Genomic DNA, 17,892 nt, shown 5'->3' on the forward strand with positions numbered 1-17,892 from the left:
TTAAAACTTTTAAAGCCTGAACTACTTCCCATACCAAGCAATAAATAATAAACCTCACGCTGGGTAGTGTTATGCCAGATATAAAAATCTACAAAAAAGCGCTCTCTATCTTTTCAGATTGCAGGCAAACAGACTGCCCTTCGTTAAAATTCCCGCGTTACAAAATCTATTTCTCATTAACTTCAATGCCGGCTTCTGTCTTTGTTTAGAAATTATAAAGAACATCCTTCTTCCAAATAAAAAAAACAGCGGAGAATCAAACATGAATTTTCGACGAGTGTATCTGTCAGCCCTTTGTTCTACCTTCACCGTAACCGCAACAAGCTTTGTGGCAACAGCCAGTGCTGACGACACGAGGGACAACTCTGGCTTCGTTATGGAAGAAGTTACCGTCACTGCACAAAGACGCGATGAACGCGCCCTGGATGTACCTATTGCAATAACTGCATTAGGTTCGGAACAACTAGGTAAAGGGGATGTTCAGCAGCTCGGAGACATCATGAAGCTTACGCCCGGGCTGCGCTTTGATAGTCAAGGAGGAAACGCCCAACCAACAATTCGTGGTGTTGGTTCATCCGTGGTAATGGCTGGCGCTGGTTCGAATATCGCAGTCTACACCGATGGTTTCTACTCACCTAACCCATTAGTAGCTGATTCTGAACTACTCAATATCGAAAGTGTTCAAGTTTTGAAGGGTCCACAAGGAACGTTGTTCGGGCGAAATTCAACAGGTGGTGCGATCTTAGTAACTACCAGAGACCCTAGCCATGAGGCAGAGGCAAATTTGGAAGCTTCAATTGGTAGCTACAATGCTCAACGCTACGCCGGGTATGTTACTACCGGTATTACCGATAGCCTCGCTATGGATTTTTCTGCTGTACATCGCTCTGGAGACGGCTACCTAGAGAATATTATTACAAGCCGAGACGATGTCGGTGAATATGAGAACTGGGCTGCTCGCCTAGGCATTTTATGGGACGTTACAGATAAAACTTCAGTGTTATTTAGATATACACAAACTGACTCTGATGATCCATCTCAGACTTCGATTAACTTTCTAGAAATAAACGGTGTGCCGCAGTCCTATGCAGCGACGACCTTTGGTGCAACCATCTCGAGCGACCCAAGAGAACTAGCCAATAGCTATCCATTTGGTTACACCTCGGAAAGTAAAGCGTATCAACTGCGTGTCCGCTCAGATCTGGGCTTCGCGACTTTAACTTCCTACAGTCAGTACCGCGATGAGCTTGGCATTCACGATTATGATTTTGATGCCTCTGCCGTAGACATCTATCACTACCATTTTGAAACGGAAGATACGATTTTTACCCAAGAATTTCTCTTGTCCTCTAATAGTGATGGACCACTGCAATGGACTGTTGGGCTATTTTATTTGGACAACGATACCATCTACCCAAACAACCAGGCGGCTAGTATTGCTGTACAGCCATTTGAATTTAATGTGTTAGGTGGAACCGGTATCAATGCAAGCTCAATAGCCGTTTTTACCGACATAACTTACGCGTTAACTGAAGCGCTCTATCTCACCGTCGGTGCGCGCTATAGCAAAGACGAACTAACCGATGCATATTTTTACGAGGACATTCCCGTTCGAACGAAAGTGGCTGCACCCGATGTTGAGGATAGTAAGCTCACACCCCGCATAGCGCTGCGTTATAGCCTTAGCGAAAACAGTAGCGTCTATGTGTCCTATAGCGAGGGTTTTAAATCTAGTTTATTAAACCTCGCCGGCGGAACGCTAGATGATATTGACGTGCGACCAGAGGAAATTCAGGCATATGAAGTGGGCTATAAATTTAGCGGTGACCGCTCCACTTTGGATGTAGCCGCCTTCTATTACGACTACACAGACCTTCAAGCTATTAGCTATGCTGGAGCTGACACCATCGTCAACAATGCAGCCAGCTCTAGTGTACAAGGTATTGAATTTCAGGGCCGGCTCGCAGTCACCAAACAGCTGGAAGTTAATTTAGGCATTGCCTATTTAAATGCCGAATACGACGATTACCAGGATTCGCAAACCTGGACTCAATGCTTGGCTGCTGAGTGCGGCGGTGCTTTTGGCCTATTTTTGCCCGCCTACGTAGATGGCTCTGGCAATGAGATGATGCGTTCACCAGAGTTGACAGCAACCCTCGGGGCCAGCTACTTAACGACCATCGCCGACGGTTCCTTAGCACTGTCTGGCAACCTTTATTACACCTCAGATTTTTACTTTGATACATCCGAGGTGTATGAGCAAGAATCGTATCAATTGTTGAGCTTAAGAGCAGAATGGACAGCGCCTTCGGAACACTATTCCTTCGCACTCTATGGCGACAATTTAACAGACGAAGACTACGTCAACTCGCTATTACCACAGTATTATGGGGCGCTATCTACCTGGGGGGCACCACGTACGCTTGGAGTATCAGGTAGGTACTATTTCTAAGTAAAAGTGGTTCTTCTCAATTGGGCTAAATAAATAAAAGTAGAATCATTAACTGAATCCCTGCCTACAGGAAAAACAATGTAGGTGGGGCTCCACTGCTACTACCATTTAGCCCATCCTATGAGCTTAGCTCGCACGTCAAACATTAACCCCAACTTTACGGGTTGCGTCAACGCCAGCAGAGCAGGATTGTATGGATCGCACACCTGCCTAAACGATAACCCTCTTTATGTGTCGTTCCTTTTTTGACTAGAGCTCGAAATGTTCCTGCACCAGGCAACAAATTACCCCATGCCCCGCGGCTCTATCTAGGTATCCATCGACGCTTTTCTTTATACCCACAAAGTCAAATCTTAATATATGCTTCACTTTATTATTTTTATTGCAGCAATCTTAGCTGCGATGATGCTCCTCCAACGCCTCCATCAACAGCCACACATTATTGGCTGTCGCGCTGTTTGACGGGGGAAGGAGCTCCGATACCCATGTAACGCGACAGGACTTCGTGAAAATGGGAGATGGCGACCTCCTCCACAGGATTGGTCCTCGCACCACTATAGCCTTTCGACTTCATGCCCCGCTGGACCTCAGGCATATTACTGAAGTCCTGGGTCAGAATCAGACGCCACTTTTCCTCACTCTGATCGGGTTCATATACCCACTCGGTCTCCGGCGCTTCACCCTCAGCAAAACGCTCCAGAGCGCAGACCTCAAAGATGCAGCTGTCGGGATCATAGCCATTGGGTCTAGCGCGGTAGCAGAGTGCAGAGGTTAAGCTCGGCAGCACTACCGAATTCGGAAACAGGTGCCAATCATAGCCAGCCGCTTGCAGCTGCTCCGGAGTAATTTCCGGCCAGTGTATGCCACGTGCCTCATCATCGCGTCTGGCGGAAGCCATCAGATGCGCAGAAACATCCGCAGCCGATGTTCCCTCAGGCAGCTCATCAATAAGACGTCTGGCAGCATCAACAACGCCGCGGGGAGTGGTCGCATCAAGGGTACGCACCATTTCCTCAATTTGTTCGATGGCAGCGACACGTGCATCCGCATCACCACGAACATTAACGCCAAGAAAACCGGAGCCGCCCTGTTGCGGATCACCGCTGTCGCGAGGCCGGAGGACACCATGATGGCCATGCAGTCCCACTGCACGACTCCAGTTTTTGTAACTTACCCAGCGATTCAGCTGTGGATGGGATGCGTGCACATGGTAGCTTTCGCTAAACGCCTCCAGCGCAGTTTTCCAGTTGCAGGGGAAATAGAGCCACTGACGCCACTTGAAACGCATTTTGTCCAGATCAAATGGATCCAGTAAACCTTTCGCCTCACCCAGGAAATGAGCAAGAGATTCACTGTCTGGATCCATGTTGATCCAGACCCAGCCTCCCCAGGTGTCCGCCTTGACTGCCGGGAGCCGGATGTCCTCAGTGTCTAGCGTACCGCCCCAATCCTCCTCATCAAGCACAGAGTGATTGGAGCCATCGAGATTCCAGGACCAGCCGTGAAAGCGACAATAAAATCGTTTGGAGTGGCCGCATCCTTCTGTGAGTCTACGCCCCCGATGCTGGCAAACATTGTAGTAGGCTGAAATTTTGTTCACTGCGGAGCGCACCACGATAATAGATTCATCGAGAATGTCGTAGGTAACGTAGTCGCCCACACTCTCAAGCTCCTCTACTCGGCAAGCGATTTGCCAGACTTTAGGCCACAACTTTTCACCCTCCGCCCGAGCGTACTCAGGGGAGATATAGGCTTCAGCGGGAACAATCACCGTGCCAATTTTTGCTTCCACACCTGAATGGGAGTTGTTCATAGTTCCCTCCAAATTGCATTCTCGAATCAATGTCACGATCAAAGTCCAGTGCTACCCTTTCACGGCACCAAACTCGCCAACGAACTTTCTCATGCAGCTGTATCAACCACATACAAACCCCAGGTGACAACCACCGTCGCTTGCTGGTTAGCTCATCACAATGATCGTAAAAATTTCGCCATCTAAAAAAACAGGCCGCCACTGACTTCGATTACCTGTCCTGTTACGTACCCCATCTGTGGTGAGACCAGCGCCAGCGCGACACCGGAGAGGTCGGAAGGCTCCCCCAACCGCCCCAACAACACATTTTCCTCAAAATGTTTTCGAGCCACAGGATCTGCGCGCAGATCAGCGTTGGCATCCGACGCGATCAGCCCCGGCATAATGCAGTTCACCGTGATTCCACGCGGCCCCAGCTCCTTGGCCATAACAAAAGTAAAGGTCTCAACAGCAGACTTGCTCATGGCATAGACGACAAACTGAGGGCGTGAGTGTCGAGCACCGAGTGAACTCATAAATATAACTCTACCGCCTTCGCGCAGCCTCGGCTTCAGCACTTTTGTCACGTAAAATGGTGCCCGCATATTGTCCGAGACGACCTGCTCAAAAATTTCCGTCGTAGTATGGTCGATATCGGCGATGGGGCCACCACCTGCGTTGTTGATCAGTATGTCCAGGCCGGTGCTACCAGTGCGGTCGCTTAACTGTGTATCGAGCTCGGCAGCCAATTGCTCCGCGGCAGCGAGGCTACCCTGTGCGCCTTTGAGCAGAAACCCTTGCCCACCCTCCGCCTCTATAACGGTTAGGGTTTCATACGCAGCTGTATCGTTTGTCGCGTAGTTGATAGCAACCAATGCGCCCTGCCGTGCCAGTTCTTCGGCTATCGCACGACCCAGGCCGCGCGATGCCCCGGTAACCAGCGCAGTCTTTCCTTCCAGAATTTTAGCCATGATTGTTCCTGTATTATTTTGCAAGTTAGCAACAATAACGACACGACATCATCTACCACCTCCTGAATTGCCCCCCCGGCACACGCCAGGAAATCAACAGACGGACTTGCCAATCCATTTACAGGGATAGCGACTCTATTTTTTTTCAGTGCCCAGGATCAGCACGTTCTCTTCTTGCTGTGCCTGTTGCATGTACACCCTGAGAGCAGTCACCTTGTCATCATCGTTAAACTCAAACACGGACATGGTATAAACCACATTTTCTCCATGCGGCCGGGTAATGGTTTCCTCAAGTTCCTGAAAAACTATATTGTCCATGGCATGTATGAAGCGCAACTTCCCCGTCCACAGGGAAGTGCCGGCAAACTGCAGATATTTCTCCAGACACAGAGGCCAATCCGCCTCATCCTTGAAAACACCGATACGTGTAAATACATCGGTTGCAATAACCGCTGCGATCGGATCGAAGTCTTCCGCAGTACATTCACGATCCTGCGTTTGCTTACAGATCTGTTCATAGTCGTCAGCCCAGTTACGGACAATTTTGATGAGGCGTTCGCCACGGTTGGCTTGTGTGGTCATTGTTACTTTCTCTTTTTTGCTTTTATAAATAGAAGTTGTGACATTGCATTCCGGAAAGGCTCGTTCATGAACCAAAATTCAGCTGCGCATCGTTGTACCACCATCGACACAAAAAACCTGCCCTGTGATGTAGCTTCCTTCCTCCGACAACAATAGTGTTCCGAGGCTAGCGATATCGTCGGGCCTACCAGCTCTCGATCGGAGACTGGTTCTTGCCAAACACCATTCGAGCAGATCCTGAGGCAACTCCGCCTCCCGCTTGGCATCAAGGATTAGGCCCGGTGCAATGGTATTCGCCCGCACACCCACAGGGCCATATCGGGTTGCCACATGGCGCATCAGCGCGTGACTTGCTGCTTTGCTCATGGCATAAGCGACCTGTGAGGCACCTGCAGTGTAGGCACCAATGGAGCTGGTATAGACAATGGCACCACCGTGCTCAATCAGGGCCGGCAACGCCGCTCGGGTACACAGATAGTAGCCCCGAGCATTCACTCGCTGTGTCTCGTCATATATATCGAGAGGCAATTCCAGAACACCCTGCTCACGATTGCTATCGGCAAGGCTGGCAAAATTGGCGTGCAGGCCATCCAACCCACCGTAGATTTTTATACAACTCGCAACGGCGTCATTCGCTGAGAGCTCATCGGCACCATCGAGATAAACCGCCTTAGCCACGCCTCCCGCTGTCACAATGTCGCTAACGATCTGCTCTGCAGACTTCAGGTCAATGTCACCCAGCACCACACGAGCACCTTCTGTGGCATAGTGCATTGCCAGCCCTTTGCCGATACTTCCCGCACCAGCAACTAAAATTACTTTACCTTCGAGTCGTTTCATTGTGGTCTCGCCAGCTTAGGATTTTGAACAGCCATACGCTAGGGAGTCAGCACCAGATGGAGGCTGGACAACCCTCTGACAATGTAGCTGGGTTCAAACTGAAGATCGCGATTGCCAGTCTTGCCGTGTGCGGCTTCATTCAGGCTAATATCCGAGCAGTGATCCAGAAACTGATTGATAACAACCCGGGCTTCGGTGCGCGCCAGCGGGGCACCCGCGCAAGTATGTGCGCCGCGACCAAATGCCAGATGCTCCCTTATCTTGGGCCGCCCCATCTGGAACTCATCCGGATTCTCCCAACGTCGAGGATCACGATTGGCAGCCCCGAGCAGAAGCACGACTTTAGTGCCGGCTGGAATATCTACATCACCAATTTTTGTCTTTCTGCGCGCGAGCCGAAACGTCGCTTTGGTGGTTCCCTGCAGGCGCAGAACTTCCTCGATAAACGTGGGAATCAGCTCTCGATTGACACGCAATTTTTGTTGTATGCCGGGGTCTTCAGCGACAAACATCAAGCAGGTGGCGAGAAACTTTGCACTGCTGCCCCGCCCACCAACAAACAGAAACATGGCGAGTTTGGCAATCTCCATCAGGTCCGGAATCGAGCCATCAGGATAGCGGGCGGTCGCCAGCTCATGCAGCACGTCGGGTCTGGGGTTAGCGCGACGGTCCTTGATGTAGCTGGTAAAAAACTCCAACATAAATTCAAAATGTGGAATCTGTGTTCGCACGTCATCGCTTTTGACGGCCCCCGGCGGCGGTGAAGCCGAGATCACGTCCATAAACAACTGGCGGTCCTCCATGGGAACGCCGAGCAGATCGGAGATGACATTGGTACCAAACGGCAGGGCAACATCCTGGATAAACTCACATTCTCCCTTGCCCACCACATCGGCAGCCAGACCTCTGGCATAGTCGGTCATGAAGATTTCGTTGTCCCGCAGCCTGGTAGGAGTAAACAGTTTGGCGAGAATCGACCGGTTAGCCGCGTGCAACTGCCCGTCCTGGGTGACCAGCAAATCCGTGGGCTGACGGAAAGCCTCAAGCTGTTCTGAAATGTCATCCCCTTTGGGTTCGAAGGGCAGCGGAGTGCCGGCACCATAAGGAGAAAACGAAAAGATCGACGAGAAATCGTCGGTGTTTCTAACCACCGCCACACACTCATCGAAACCCGTCACCATCAGGTAGTCCCTGCCGGGTATCCGGTAGACTGGGCCTTGGCTAAAGATATTCTTAAAATATTGATTGGGATCCAGCAGCACAGACTGGTCCGTAAAATAGTCACGCGATTCGATGTTCTCGGTTGTCATACGTAGATTCCTGATCAGATGTGCGCGCTATCGCGCATTCTCAGTGTTTGGGATGTGGCCGCCTGAAGCCGGATCAGTCTTCGGGCGCGACAGTCACTCGCAACCCGTCTATCTCAGCGGTCACTGGAATTTGGCAGGACAAGCGGGAAGATTGCCGACGGTACCCTGTGCCCTCGAGCAGGCCGACTTCATCGTCACTCATCGGCGGCAAACGATCTACGAAATCAGCATCGACGTAGATGTGGCAAGTGGCACAGGAGCACATACCGCCACACAGCGCCATCAGATCTCCGGTATCACGTATGACCTCCATCAACGTGTACCCAGGGGCAGCGTCAAGTGTTTGTACATTCCCGTTCCTGTCAGTTACTACTATTGCCACCATATCCGGTTCCTTGCTGTTTAATATCGTCGTATTTGTGCCTCATTGGGGATAATCCTGTTTCAAATCGCCAAGCGCTCGTTCAGACTCCTGCCATAGGCACAACTCAATGGACCCATAAAGATATGCGACACTGTGTAGCATAAATAGGCTGAGGAAATTATGTCAAGTACAAAGGATGCCCGTATCGTTCGCACCCGGCAGGCCCTCCGGGATGCACTGCTCTCGCTGATAGAGCGCAAGCCACTGCAAGATGTGACAATCCGGGAAATCGCCGCTGAGGCGGGTATACACTACGCAACTTTCTTTCGTCATCATGAGACCAAGGAGGCGTTGCTAAACGATATAGCCGCGGATCAGATCAACCAAGTGGTAGAGCTGATGCTGCCGGTCGTTTATGGATCCGATCGCCACTCGGTGCACGTTGCTTTGTGCAGCTATGTCGATGAACACCGCAGCCTGTGGACCATACTACTGACAGGGGGTGCGGCCGAAACGCTAAAGTCAGAGCTGATACGTCTGTGCAAGGCGCCCGGCGAAGACCGTATACCCAGCGATAACGAAATACCTGCAGAACTGGTAGTCATTGGTGGCGTCAGTGTCATAGTCGAAACACTAGCTTGGTGGCTGGCTCAGCCCAAGGGGTCAGTCAGCATTGAGACACTCGCACGATATCTCGATCGCATGATTTATTCGGCTCTGGAATCACGCTCGAACCTGTGATGCTTCCTCACCAAAGACACAAAGCCCGCAGCATTCGCATTGAGATCAGATAAACTGCTGAGGTGAATATCCAAGAGGAAAAAGCGGGGCGGACCGTCGAACGATTCACCCCAAAGCAGCGGACAATAGGACACACGCTCAACAGTTTAGAACATTACTTCCAAGTCGATGCCGTAGGTTCTCGGCTCTGCGTAGGAGTTAATGTCGAAGCCAAAGGTCTGGTAGATGTTTACACCGGTGGTGTAGTAAGACTCATCCGTCAGGTTCTTGCCCCACAGCGAAACCCGCATTTTTGTATCCCCTGCCAACTGGATGTCATCAAGACTCACGCGGAGATTCCACAAATCATAGGCCTGCTGGGAGTTGAGCTCAGGTTGAGGCGCCAAGAAGTGGTAATCGTCTTTGTAGGACCAGTCGAGGCGGGTGTTTAACGAAGCAAACCCAAACGAGTAATCGTAGCTAAGGTAGACACTGGCGGTATTTTCTGGAGAGTTGACGAAATTGGTGGTATCAGAGAGATTGGTCGTATTGCCGGTGCCTGGATCCACGTAGTCGTATTTTTTGAACTCCGGATGTAGATAGCCGTAATTCACGCCGACGCGCAGGTTGTCGGTGAGCAGGGCCAGAAACTCCACTTCAAGACCATATATTTCAACACTCTCTGCGTTAGTGACAATATTGCCAAGTGTTTCCGCATTAAAGTTATTAATATTCTTATCGGAATAGTCGCTGTACCACAGGGCCGTATTAAGCCGCATACGGTCGGTGAGATCGGCTTTCATACCCAGTTCGTAGGCAATCAACGTCTCTTTATCATAGCCTTCAGCAAAGGTGACCGGATTGGCATCACGAACATTGAGCCCACCGGACTGATAGCCAGAGCTGACCTTGAAATAGGTCATCACCGAATCGCTCCAGTCGTAACTGATTGAGGCCATCGGCGAAACCTGGCTGTAATCCTCAGAGGCGGGGTCATAGCTCACATTGTTACCCGGCACCCAGCCCAGATTATATTCGGCTTTCTCGAGTTTCTTTTCCTCCTCGGTATAACGGACGCCCAAGGTTAGCCGCCACTGGCTGGTCAACGCGTAGGTGGCCTGTCCGTACAGAGCCCAGCTGGTGTTATCCATCTTGCCGGTGGTGTAAGCGTCGGTTCCAAACACTTCAACACCGTTCACAATGTCTCCCTTTTCTTCGATATAGAAAATACCCGTCGAATAATCGAATCTCTGATCCATTGCGGTTCCGATAAAACGAAACTCCTGGGTGAACTGATCCAGCTCATTGGAGGTGTTGGTGGCAATAATGGGCAACGGTGAACCATCGGAATCTCCGGTTTCGTAGTTGTCCATCTCGCGCTTCGCGGTGATCGACTTAAACGTCAGCGAAGGTGAGATTTCATAATCAATATGCAGCGAGTGTCCATCCACATTGGTTTTACCCAAACCGGCTCGGTCGACAGATATCTCGTCGGGGCGATCTGCTCCTGCTCCGATGGAATAGGGAGCCAATAGGACACCGACTGTTCTGTTCGGGTTTGTCACCGTGGTAAACGGCACTGACGGCGTTTCATCAATACGCGTCCTGTCGTAAGAGTAGAGCACACTCACTGAGTCACTGGGCTGCCAACTGAGATGCGCCAGGGCCGCATTGCGGTCCGTGGTCTCCAGCTCTGAGTCCGCAGCGCCGGGGTTGATATTGTCGATCAGTCCATCCCGCGTCATCTGGGCAACGGAGACTCTCAGAATCACAGGCCCGATGGCACTGTCGGCACCGACCAGGGGCAGATTGATCATGCCCTTAATCTCTTTCTGCCCGAATTTCCCCAGAGTGCCGACAACGCTGCCCTCCAATTCATCACTCGGCTTCTTGGTCACATAGTTCAGAGCCCCCCCCATGGTGTTACGACCATAGAGAGTCCCCTGCGGTCCCCTCAGGATTTCAACCCGCTCCAGTTCCAGCAAGTCGGTCAACGCACCGACATTCTTCGAGATCAGCACATCGTCGACATACACTCCTACCGCCGGATCATAGGAGATAATGGTTTCATTCTGGCCGATACCACGAATATTGACACCGATGCCAGCCTTACCGCCCTGATAGGTGGTCATAGTAACGTTGGGCGCAAAATCACCCAGGTCTCGAGTGCTGTTGATGCCCATCTCCTTGATATCTGCAGATGAGAGTGCAGTAATGGAAATTTGCGTATCCTGGAGCGATGCTTCTTTATGCTCAGCGGTCACAACAATCTCTTCCAAAATAGGAGCCTCTTGCTGCTGAGCCAAAACAACGGGCACGACTGAAAGTGATATTAAGGTAGCAAGTAATTGCTTTGGTGTTCTGCATATAGCAGATAGGGGTGCAGGAATGCTGATGTGCTTATTCATTATTATTCTCACAGATCAATATTTTTATACTTAAAGTGATCTGTCGCCGTCCCGGTTAAATACCTCGACCACTGGCCTGCCAAACAAGAATCTATTTACGCTTACGCGCCATCCAATCCTTGAATTACTTGTAACGGCTATCTCACGGCACAGGAACCACTTCAACCAGATATGCGACACTGTGTAGCGTATGTTGACTTGACCGATCCTGTCAACTGTTTGCGCGAAAGCTCCGTGCAGAGCTAAATGGGGCAGAAAATGGCGTATGGAGTAAGCCCCTCGAGAGGGCGACTTTCTGTCAGTGGATAACGTCAGAAACCGGGAGGGAGTTGGCGAAGATGGGAGAGTAATCCCCGTGCTAAGAGATTGGTGGCTCTGCACGGATAGCCAATGGGCATAACGGGCCAATCTAAATACCCAAAATAAGTACAGGCCCCGATACTCGTGATGGATTAGATAATAACCAATCGCTATGCACAGACGACAAAATCGTAACTGCAGATCAATGTTATGTTTGGGAATTTGACAACCTGATAAAAGCCGGCATAACTCAATGCCTTTTACGCTTGTGTTACTGACTAAAGGTCACTAGCCAAGAGTTTGACTTATCATTTATGTTTGTTCTGTTGATATCGCTGATGGCAATCCCATGGCGGCTGCTTTGCATTTTCCTGTACATTCTCATCGATAAATTTGTAAAAGCCTTCTTTCAAATGAGTCCACCAATCGTGGCTAATTTCAACCCCATATTTAGCCAGCACCTCTTCGATCCCATCCAGACCAAGCCGAGATGCATCATAGGTGAGATTCAACACTTGCGATCGCTCATCAAATGACAAAGCATCCAGGCCATAAAGCGTGTCGACTTCTGTCATTGCCTCAGCTATTTTCGCATCGGGCGATGATTCTAGTTTTAAATGGCGCACAACGAGATTGACTTCATTTACTCCTGGACGATGTTCTTCTTTTTTCATTTTCATCCTCCTTTACCAATATGGCAGCTTGTTGTAACAGTGACTTTCATGATTGACGATACTAGGATTGAGGAAAAGCCCGCGCAATAGCCTGCAGCTTTCCGTTCTCTTGGATCAAACCTCCAACCTACCACCGCTGATAGTTTGCCTAGTCAATTATTCTTCTGATCGCAATGCCCAACAGAACACCAGTGCGTTAATTTCATCTGCGCTTAGATAAATTGAAATCCGGCATCTGATACAGACCCTCTATGCAAACATTTCGATTCGTAATTGCTTCCGAACCTTTAATAATGTCTGTGATTATTGATGCACAGCGTTATAGCGAAGCAATCTATCAAACCATCAAAAAGAGCTTCCGAATAACCCGGACGCAGAGTCACCCCTGGGTCAAAACCAACTCCGGCGATAAAATAGCTCGAGCTTGACAACCGTTATAACTCAACGACTCTTTATCCTGAGGATCTAGTTTATTCGACCTTATCAGGTCATTATACTCATTCGATGGCGCATTGATATTCATAATGAGCGGACCTGAAACACACTGAAAATGCAGACCGAATCGAGCTACAAAAATCCAACTCTGGAAAGCGCTTGACTGGAGCAAGAATGCAATGCATGCGTATCTTAGGAGAAGCGCTCTTTCTCAAGTCGCCTGTCCACCGGCGATCGATTTGCCAATACCGGGCCAGGTAATCGAAGAGAGGCTCCAGGAGCCTAACAACACTGCATACATTTCCCCAATCCATTAAAGAGTTATTTAATATTTTACCCGGCCTTGGCTTTTTTCTAGGCTTCTGCTTTGCTGGAGTCCCTTTAGCGAATTGCTATGGTGAGGCGTTCAAAAGTAACGAATGCAAAGCCGGAATCCAAAGATTGAGTCATCAGCGCTGAGTAAACTGCACCCAGGCTGCCCCTTTAACAGCGAAAGTACTAACAGGATCAGATCAATGAGCAAAGATAAAGCCTATTGGCTTGCCAAGAGAACGCAAATAACCCTAAGAACCCAAGCGTTCATTAATGGTGAGTTTACCAACTCTAGTAACGGCGATACCTACCCAACGATTAATCCTGCTTCCGGTGAGCTCCTGGTCGATATTGCCGCCTGTAACGAAGCGGATGTTAATCGGGCAGTTGCGGCCGCGCGCCGTACTTTTGAGAGTGGAGTTTGGTCAAAACAGGCCCCCGCAGAACGTAAGGCGGTTATCAAAAAGCTGGCTCAGTTAATTAATGAAAATCTGGAAGAGCTGGCGCTGCTGGAGAGCCTGAATGTGGGTAAACCGGTTATGGATGCGCTGAACGTCGATATACCGGGCTCTGCTGCCTGTTTCGAATGGTATGCCGAAGCGGTTGATAAACTCTACGGTGAGGTGGCACCCACAGATCGCAACAATATTGCCATGATCACCCGTGAACCCGTGGGTGTTGTGGCAGCGGTTATCCCCTGGAACTTCCCGCTAGATATCGCCGCCTGGAAACTCGCCCCAGCCCTGATCACCGGCAACTCCGTGATTTTAAAGCCGGCGGAGCAATCCCCGCTAACAGCGCTACGCTTGGCGGAATTGGCGAAAGAAGCCGGTATTCCCGATGGGGTGTTAAATGTGGTAACCGGTTATGGCCATATTGTGGGCAAGGCGTTGGGGCTGCATAACGAGGTGGACTGCCTCACCTTCACCGGCTCCACCGAAGTGGGCAAGCTATTTATGGGTTATGCCGCGCAATCCAATATGAAACAGGTTTGGCCGGAGACCGGTGGCAAGAGCCCGAATCTGATCTTTGCCGACTGCGACCTGGACGCCGCAGTAGAACACGCAGCGATGGGAATTTTCTTCAATCAGGGTGAAGTCTGCTCCGCCAACTCGCGTATTCTGGTTGAGAGCAGCATCAAAGCGCAATTTCTTGAAAAGTTTATTGCCAAAGCCCAATCCATGAAAGTGGGCGACCCGCTCGCCAGCGACACCCAGATTGGTGCCCTGATCGATAGCAAACATGCGGCCAACGTCCGCAGATATATTGGCCAGGCACTTGAGGAAGGCGCCGCGCTGTTAACCGGTGGCCCAGGCGATGAGAGCACCGCTACAGTACCACCTACCGTGCTGGACAATGTTTTGGAAACCATGACCATCGCCCAAGAGGAGGTATTTGGTCCGGTGGCGGCGGTGATGAGCTTCGATAGCGAAGAGCAGGCCATCGCCCTGGCGAACAACTCGGTGTATGGTCTCGCTGCGTCGCTTTGGACCAGTAACCTTAACCGCGCTCACCGTGTCGCGGCCCGCCTTAGAGCCGGAACGGTATCGGTAAATACCATGGATGCACTGGATTTCTCCACGCCCTTTGGCGGCTACAAGCAGTCGGGGTTTGGCCGCGACCTCTCCCTACACGCTCTGGATAAGTTTACCCAACTGAAAACCACCTGGATCAAGCTCGGCTAAACCAAGTCCCCTCTTCTGCCCAGGTGACCGAGTCAACCAGTGAGATGAAAAGATCTCGCTGGTTGACTCGCAATCTGTTTCCTGCTGCCTTATTGATTATCGCCCCAATATTTCAGCATTCCAAACCTGCCACCTGGCGATTCTATAAAGCAGCCCGAATTTAAACTCTGGTTGCGCAATCAGTAGTTAAACGGCTCACCTTAAATTGAACGCAAAAAAAATGGCACCCGGTGTTAGCCGGGTGCCATTTCACTTGTTGCCTATTTACCAGACTTTAGCTGATTGGTTACCACAGCTAAAACCTTAACAGGCTAAATTTAGAGAAACCCTTCAGCCTTAAGATCGGCCGTGGTCTCTTCGATACTCTCCCGCAGTGTGCGTACCATAAAATCAACATGCGCTTTGTTTAACACCAGCGGTGGCGAAAGCACATTCATGTGGGCCAGCGGCCGAACAATCAAACCCCGTTTCTGGCAGTGGTCGGCAATACGATTGCCCACCTTGGCCTCTGGATCGATCAACTCTTTGCTCTCTTTGTTGGCAACGTTCTCAATGCACATCATGAATTTACAGCCACGCACATCCCCCACAATCTGCAGGTCGCTCAACGTCTTAAGCTGCGCTTCAAAGTAGGGACCGATCTCTTGCACATGGCCGCAAATATTTTCACGCTCCATGATCTCGATATTCTTCAGTGCCACCGCACAGCTCACCGGGTGGCCAGAATAGGTAAAGCCGTGCGTGAAGATGGCACCATCCGCCTGCGGCTTGCTGATCACTTCGTAAATATCATCGGAGAGGATAGTCGCGCCCAGCGGCATATAGGCCGAGGTCAACCCCTTGGCACAGGTGATGATATCGGGAACAATTTCAAACTCATCTTCCGATGCAAACATATGGCCCAAACGGCCAAAGGCTGTAACCACTTCATCAGATACATAGAGCACGCCGTACTTGCGGCAAACCGCCAGAATACGTTTGTGGTAGCCCTTCGGCTGCACAATCACGCCACCGGCACCCATGATCGGTTCGGCGAAAAAAGCCGCTACGTTATCGGGGCCCAGCTCCAGAATTTTATCTTCCAGCTCCTGCACCTTAAGATCGCAGAACTCCTCTTCACTCATCCCGTGTGGGCGACGGTAAGGGTTCGGGCAGGAGATATGGTGAACCAGCTCTTTATCGATATCAAAACCAATGTGGTCAAACTTCACCCCAGTGATCGACATAGAGATGTAGGTACTACCGTGATAACCATCAGTGCGGGAGATGATTTTTTTCTTGGTAGGCTTACCCAACTGGTTGAAATAGAAATGGATAATACGCACCGCGGTGTCGTTAGCGACCGAGCCACCACAACCGTAGAAGACGTGGTTCAGATTACCCGGTGCCAGCTCAGCCAGCTTGGCGGCCAGCAGCGCTGCCGGCGCGCTGGTGTGGTGGCCAAATGCCGAGAAATAGTGCATCTGCTTCATCTGGTCGAAAGCGGCTTGGGCAACCTCTTCCCGACCGTAACCGATATTAACGCACCAGAGACCACCAATACCGTCCAGATATTTTTTGCCGTCACCATCAATCACCGATACACCATCGGTATCGGTATCCGACAAAATCAACGACCCTTCCTGTTTAAAGGTTGAGAAGTCTGTCCAGGGGTGAATATAGTGATCTATGTCCTTTTGCCACACATCTTTCATATCGATTGGATTTTTCGAGGACATTTACTTAGGCTCCTAAATCGCTCCAATTACTAACATCTCTATTTCTAAAATATAGAGGTATGCTTCAGGGTACCGCTTACCACTGAAAAGTTAAAACAGTGTTTTTCTTGCCATTGGATAAATTATTCCTTTACAACACATTAACAGCGTTTCAACCCGATACCTTTGCTATAAGGTTCAGCATAAAACGCTCACATCGTTCGATTTGATCAACGTGAATGTACTCATCCGGTTTATGGCCCTGCTCCATACTGCCAGGGCCACAAACCAAGGTGGCAACATTCAGCTCACGGCTGAACAGCCCCCCTTCTGTACCAAAGTTGATACTACCGGTCTCACCGTGAGTCAGTGATTTGACAAATTCAATCGCGGCAAGGTCGTCGGTGGTTTTCAAACCGGGATATTCGGTAAGCACCGCGATATCGATACCGGTATCACTGTAGGTTTGTTGCATCTCGCGGCTTAGCTCCGCGGCGTAGGCGCTGAACTCAGACAGCATCTGCTGCGGGTCGTCGGCAGCAACGTTGCGGATCTCAAAGTCGAAACTGCACAATTTAGGCACGATATTCAGTGCCGTACCGCCGCTTATCGTCCCGGTATGCACCGTGCTGTAAGGGATCTCACCGCCCTCTTCAAAGGGGCCCTGCCGGGCTTTTTCACCGGCCAGGTTTTCCAGCCAGCAGACTAAACGTGCCGCGTAGTTCACCGCATTAACCCCATGCGGCGCCATTCCGGAATGGCACTCTTTGCCGCGCACGCTAACCCGTGCCGCAAGCTTACCCTTATGGGAGGTAACCACCTGCATAAGGGTCGGCTCACCAATAATGCAAATAGCCGGCTTAACCGGGTGGCCCTGCATGGTTTCAATCAGGCGCCGGACACCAATACAACCGATCTCCTCATCGTAAGAGAAGGCCAAATGGATAGGCGTATGTAATTCACGCTGGCACAATGCCGGCACCGCCGCCAGCACCACCGCCAGAAAAGCCTTCATATCGGTTGTGCCACGGCCGTAGTAGCGCCCGTTATCTTCGCTCAGCTGGTAGGGATTTTTACTCCAGTTTTGCCCGGCGACCGGCACGGTATCGGTATGGCCGGATAACATAATGCCTGGCTTATCGACCGGGCCAATGGTTGCGTAGAGGTTGGCTTTACTCTGCTCGTCATTAAACACCAAATGGCTCTCTACGCCGCAATCCGCCAAGTATTGGCGAACGTAGGCCAAAAGCTCCAAATTGGATTTGGCACTGGTGGTATCAAAGCCAATTAAACGATTTAAGATCTCAAGTGTCAGTGTGCTGGCCATGGGCGCTCCGAATTGGCTCTACC

Annotated in this window: 13 protein-coding genes; 3 read left to right on the forward strand and 10 right to left on the reverse strand. The window is 50.5% G+C overall.

The window, feature by feature from the left end:
* The first annotated feature begins 262 nt into the window (after positions 1 to 262).
* A complete protein-coding gene (locus SBL51_RS04510) occupies positions 263 to 2,452 on the forward strand; it encodes a TonB-dependent receptor (protein WP_317929498.1) in 2,190 nt (729 codons plus the stop codon).
* Between the two features lie 439 nt (positions 2,453 to 2,891).
* Here the strand turns inward: SBL51_RS04510 and SBL51_RS04515 are convergent, their stop codons facing one another.
* The 6 genes from SBL51_RS04515 to SBL51_RS04540 form a co-directional block, all read right to left on the reverse strand.
* Positions 2,892 to 4,265 carry an aromatic ring-hydroxylating dioxygenase subunit alpha gene (locus SBL51_RS04515; protein ID WP_317929499.1) on the reverse strand — a complete coding sequence of 458 codons (1,374 nt, stop codon included), beginning with the start codon at positions 4,263 to 4,265 and terminating at the stop codon, positions 2,892 to 2,894.
* 182 nt (positions 4,266 to 4,447) lie between these two features.
* Positions 4,448 to 5,215 (reverse strand): SDR family NAD(P)-dependent oxidoreductase, encoded by a 768-nt coding sequence (locus SBL51_RS04520; RefSeq protein WP_317929500.1) that lies wholly within the window; start codon positions 5,213 to 5,215, stop codon positions 4,448 to 4,450.
* Positions 5,216 to 5,350: 135 nt separating this feature from the next.
* Positions 5,351 to 5,797, reverse strand: a complete 447-nt coding sequence (locus SBL51_RS04525; RefSeq protein ID WP_317929501.1) for a hypothetical protein — start codon at positions 5,795 to 5,797, stop codon at positions 5,351 to 5,353.
* Between the two features lie 78 nt (positions 5,798 to 5,875).
* Positions 5,876 to 6,637, reverse strand: a complete 762-nt coding sequence (locus SBL51_RS04530; protein WP_317929502.1) for an SDR family oxidoreductase — start codon at positions 6,635 to 6,637, stop codon at positions 5,876 to 5,878.
* A 38-nt stretch (positions 6,638 to 6,675) separates the two neighbouring features.
* A complete protein-coding gene (locus SBL51_RS04535; RefSeq protein WP_317929503.1) occupies positions 6,676 to 7,947 on the reverse strand; it encodes a cytochrome P450 in 1,272 nt (423 codons plus the stop codon).
* Positions 7,948 to 8,020: 73 nt separating this feature from the next.
* Positions 8,021 to 8,332 carry a 2Fe-2S iron-sulfur cluster-binding protein gene (locus SBL51_RS04540; RefSeq protein WP_317929504.1) on the reverse strand — a complete coding sequence of 104 codons (312 nt, stop codon included), beginning with the start codon at positions 8,330 to 8,332 and terminating at the stop codon, positions 8,021 to 8,023.
* 159 nt (positions 8,333 to 8,491) lie between these two features.
* Between SBL51_RS04540 and SBL51_RS04545 the strand changes: the two genes are divergently transcribed.
* A complete protein-coding gene (locus SBL51_RS04545) occupies positions 8,492 to 9,052 on the forward strand; it encodes a TetR/AcrR family transcriptional regulator (protein WP_317929506.1) in 561 nt (186 codons plus the stop codon).
* Positions 9,053 to 9,198: 146 nt separating this feature from the next.
* Here SBL51_RS04545 and SBL51_RS04550 read toward each other — a convergent pair whose 3' ends face one another.
* Together SBL51_RS04550 and SBL51_RS04555 are read right to left on the reverse strand one after the other, a co-directional pair.
* Entirely contained in the window at positions 9,199 to 11,439 is a 2,241-nt protein-coding gene (locus SBL51_RS04550; protein WP_317929508.1) for a TonB-dependent receptor, read from the reverse strand.
* 608 nt (positions 11,440 to 12,047) lie between these two features.
* Positions 12,048 to 12,413 (reverse strand): cation transporter, encoded by a 366-nt coding sequence (locus SBL51_RS04555; RefSeq protein ID WP_317929510.1) that lies wholly within the window; start codon positions 12,411 to 12,413, stop codon positions 12,048 to 12,050.
* A gap of 950 nt (positions 12,414 to 13,363) precedes the next feature.
* Between SBL51_RS04555 and SBL51_RS04560 the strand changes: the two genes are divergently transcribed.
* Positions 13,364 to 14,845, forward strand: coding sequence for an aldehyde dehydrogenase (locus tag SBL51_RS04560; protein ID WP_317929511.1), 1,482 nt, complete (start codon positions 13,364 to 13,366; stop codon positions 14,843 to 14,845).
* A 317-nt stretch (positions 14,846 to 15,162) separates the two neighbouring features.
* Here the strand turns inward: SBL51_RS04560 and SBL51_RS04565 are convergent, their stop codons facing one another.
* Both SBL51_RS04565 and argE read right to left on the reverse strand, forming a co-directional pair.
* The gene (locus SBL51_RS04565) at positions 15,163 to 16,563 is read right to left on the reverse strand and encodes an aminotransferase (protein ID WP_317929512.1); all 1,401 of its coding nucleotides are present in this window, start codon (positions 16,561 to 16,563) and stop codon (positions 15,163 to 15,165) included.
* Between the two features lie 151 nt (positions 16,564 to 16,714).
* Positions 16,715 to 17,869 (reverse strand): acetylornithine deacetylase, encoded by a 1,155-nt coding sequence (argE, locus tag SBL51_RS04570; protein ID WP_317929513.1) that lies wholly within the window; start codon positions 17,867 to 17,869, stop codon positions 16,715 to 16,717.
* Positions 17,870 to 17,892: the final 23 nt, after the last annotated feature.

Origin of the sequence: Halioxenophilus sp. WMMB6, assembly GCF_033283405.1 — a bacterium.
Taxonomy (GTDB): domain Bacteria; phylum Pseudomonadota; class Gammaproteobacteria; order Pseudomonadales; family Cellvibrionaceae; genus Halioxenophilus.

Coding starts and splice junctions, on each gene's coding strand:
- SBL51_RS04550 (WP_317929508.1), bottom strand. CDS start 11,439: ATGAATAAGCACATCAGCATTCCTGCACCCCTATCTGCTATATGCAGA.
- SBL51_RS04510 (WP_317929498.1), top strand. CDS start 263: ATGAATTTTCGACGAGTGTATCTGTCAGCCCTTTGTTCTACCTTCACC.
- SBL51_RS04565 (WP_317929512.1), bottom strand. CDS start 16,563: ATGTCCTCGAAAAATCCAATCGATATGAAAGATGTGTGGCAAAAGGAC.
- SBL51_RS04560 (WP_317929511.1), top strand. CDS start 13,364: ATGAGCAAAGATAAAGCCTATTGGCTTGCCAAGAGAACGCAAATAACC.
- SBL51_RS04540 (WP_317929504.1), bottom strand. CDS start 8,332: ATGGTGGCAATAGTAGTAACTGACAGGAACGGGAATGTACAAACACTT.
- SBL51_RS04530 (WP_317929502.1), bottom strand. CDS start 6,637: ATGAAACGACTCGAAGGTAAAGTAATTTTAGTTGCTGGTGCGGGAAGT.
- SBL51_RS04535 (WP_317929503.1), bottom strand. CDS start 7,947: ATGACAACCGAGAACATCGAATCGCGTGACTATTTTACGGACCAGTCT.
- SBL51_RS04545 (WP_317929506.1), top strand. CDS start 8,492: ATGTCAAGTACAAAGGATGCCCGTATCGTTCGCACCCGGCAGGCCCTC.
- SBL51_RS04515 (WP_317929499.1), bottom strand. CDS start 4,265: ATGAACAACTCCCATTCAGGTGTGGAAGCAAAAATTGGCACGGTGATT.
- SBL51_RS04520 (WP_317929500.1), bottom strand. CDS start 5,215: ATGGCTAAAATTCTGGAAGGAAAGACTGCGCTGGTTACCGGGGCATCG.
- SBL51_RS04525 (WP_317929501.1), bottom strand. CDS start 5,797: ATGACCACACAAGCCAACCGTGGCGAACGCCTCATCAAAATTGTCCGT.
- argE (WP_317929513.1), bottom strand. CDS start 17,869: ATGGCCAGCACACTGACACTTGAGATCTTAAATCGTTTAATTGGCTTT.
- SBL51_RS04555 (WP_317929510.1), bottom strand. CDS start 12,413: ATGAAAAAAGAAGAACATCGTCCAGGAGTAAATGAAGTCAATCTCGTT.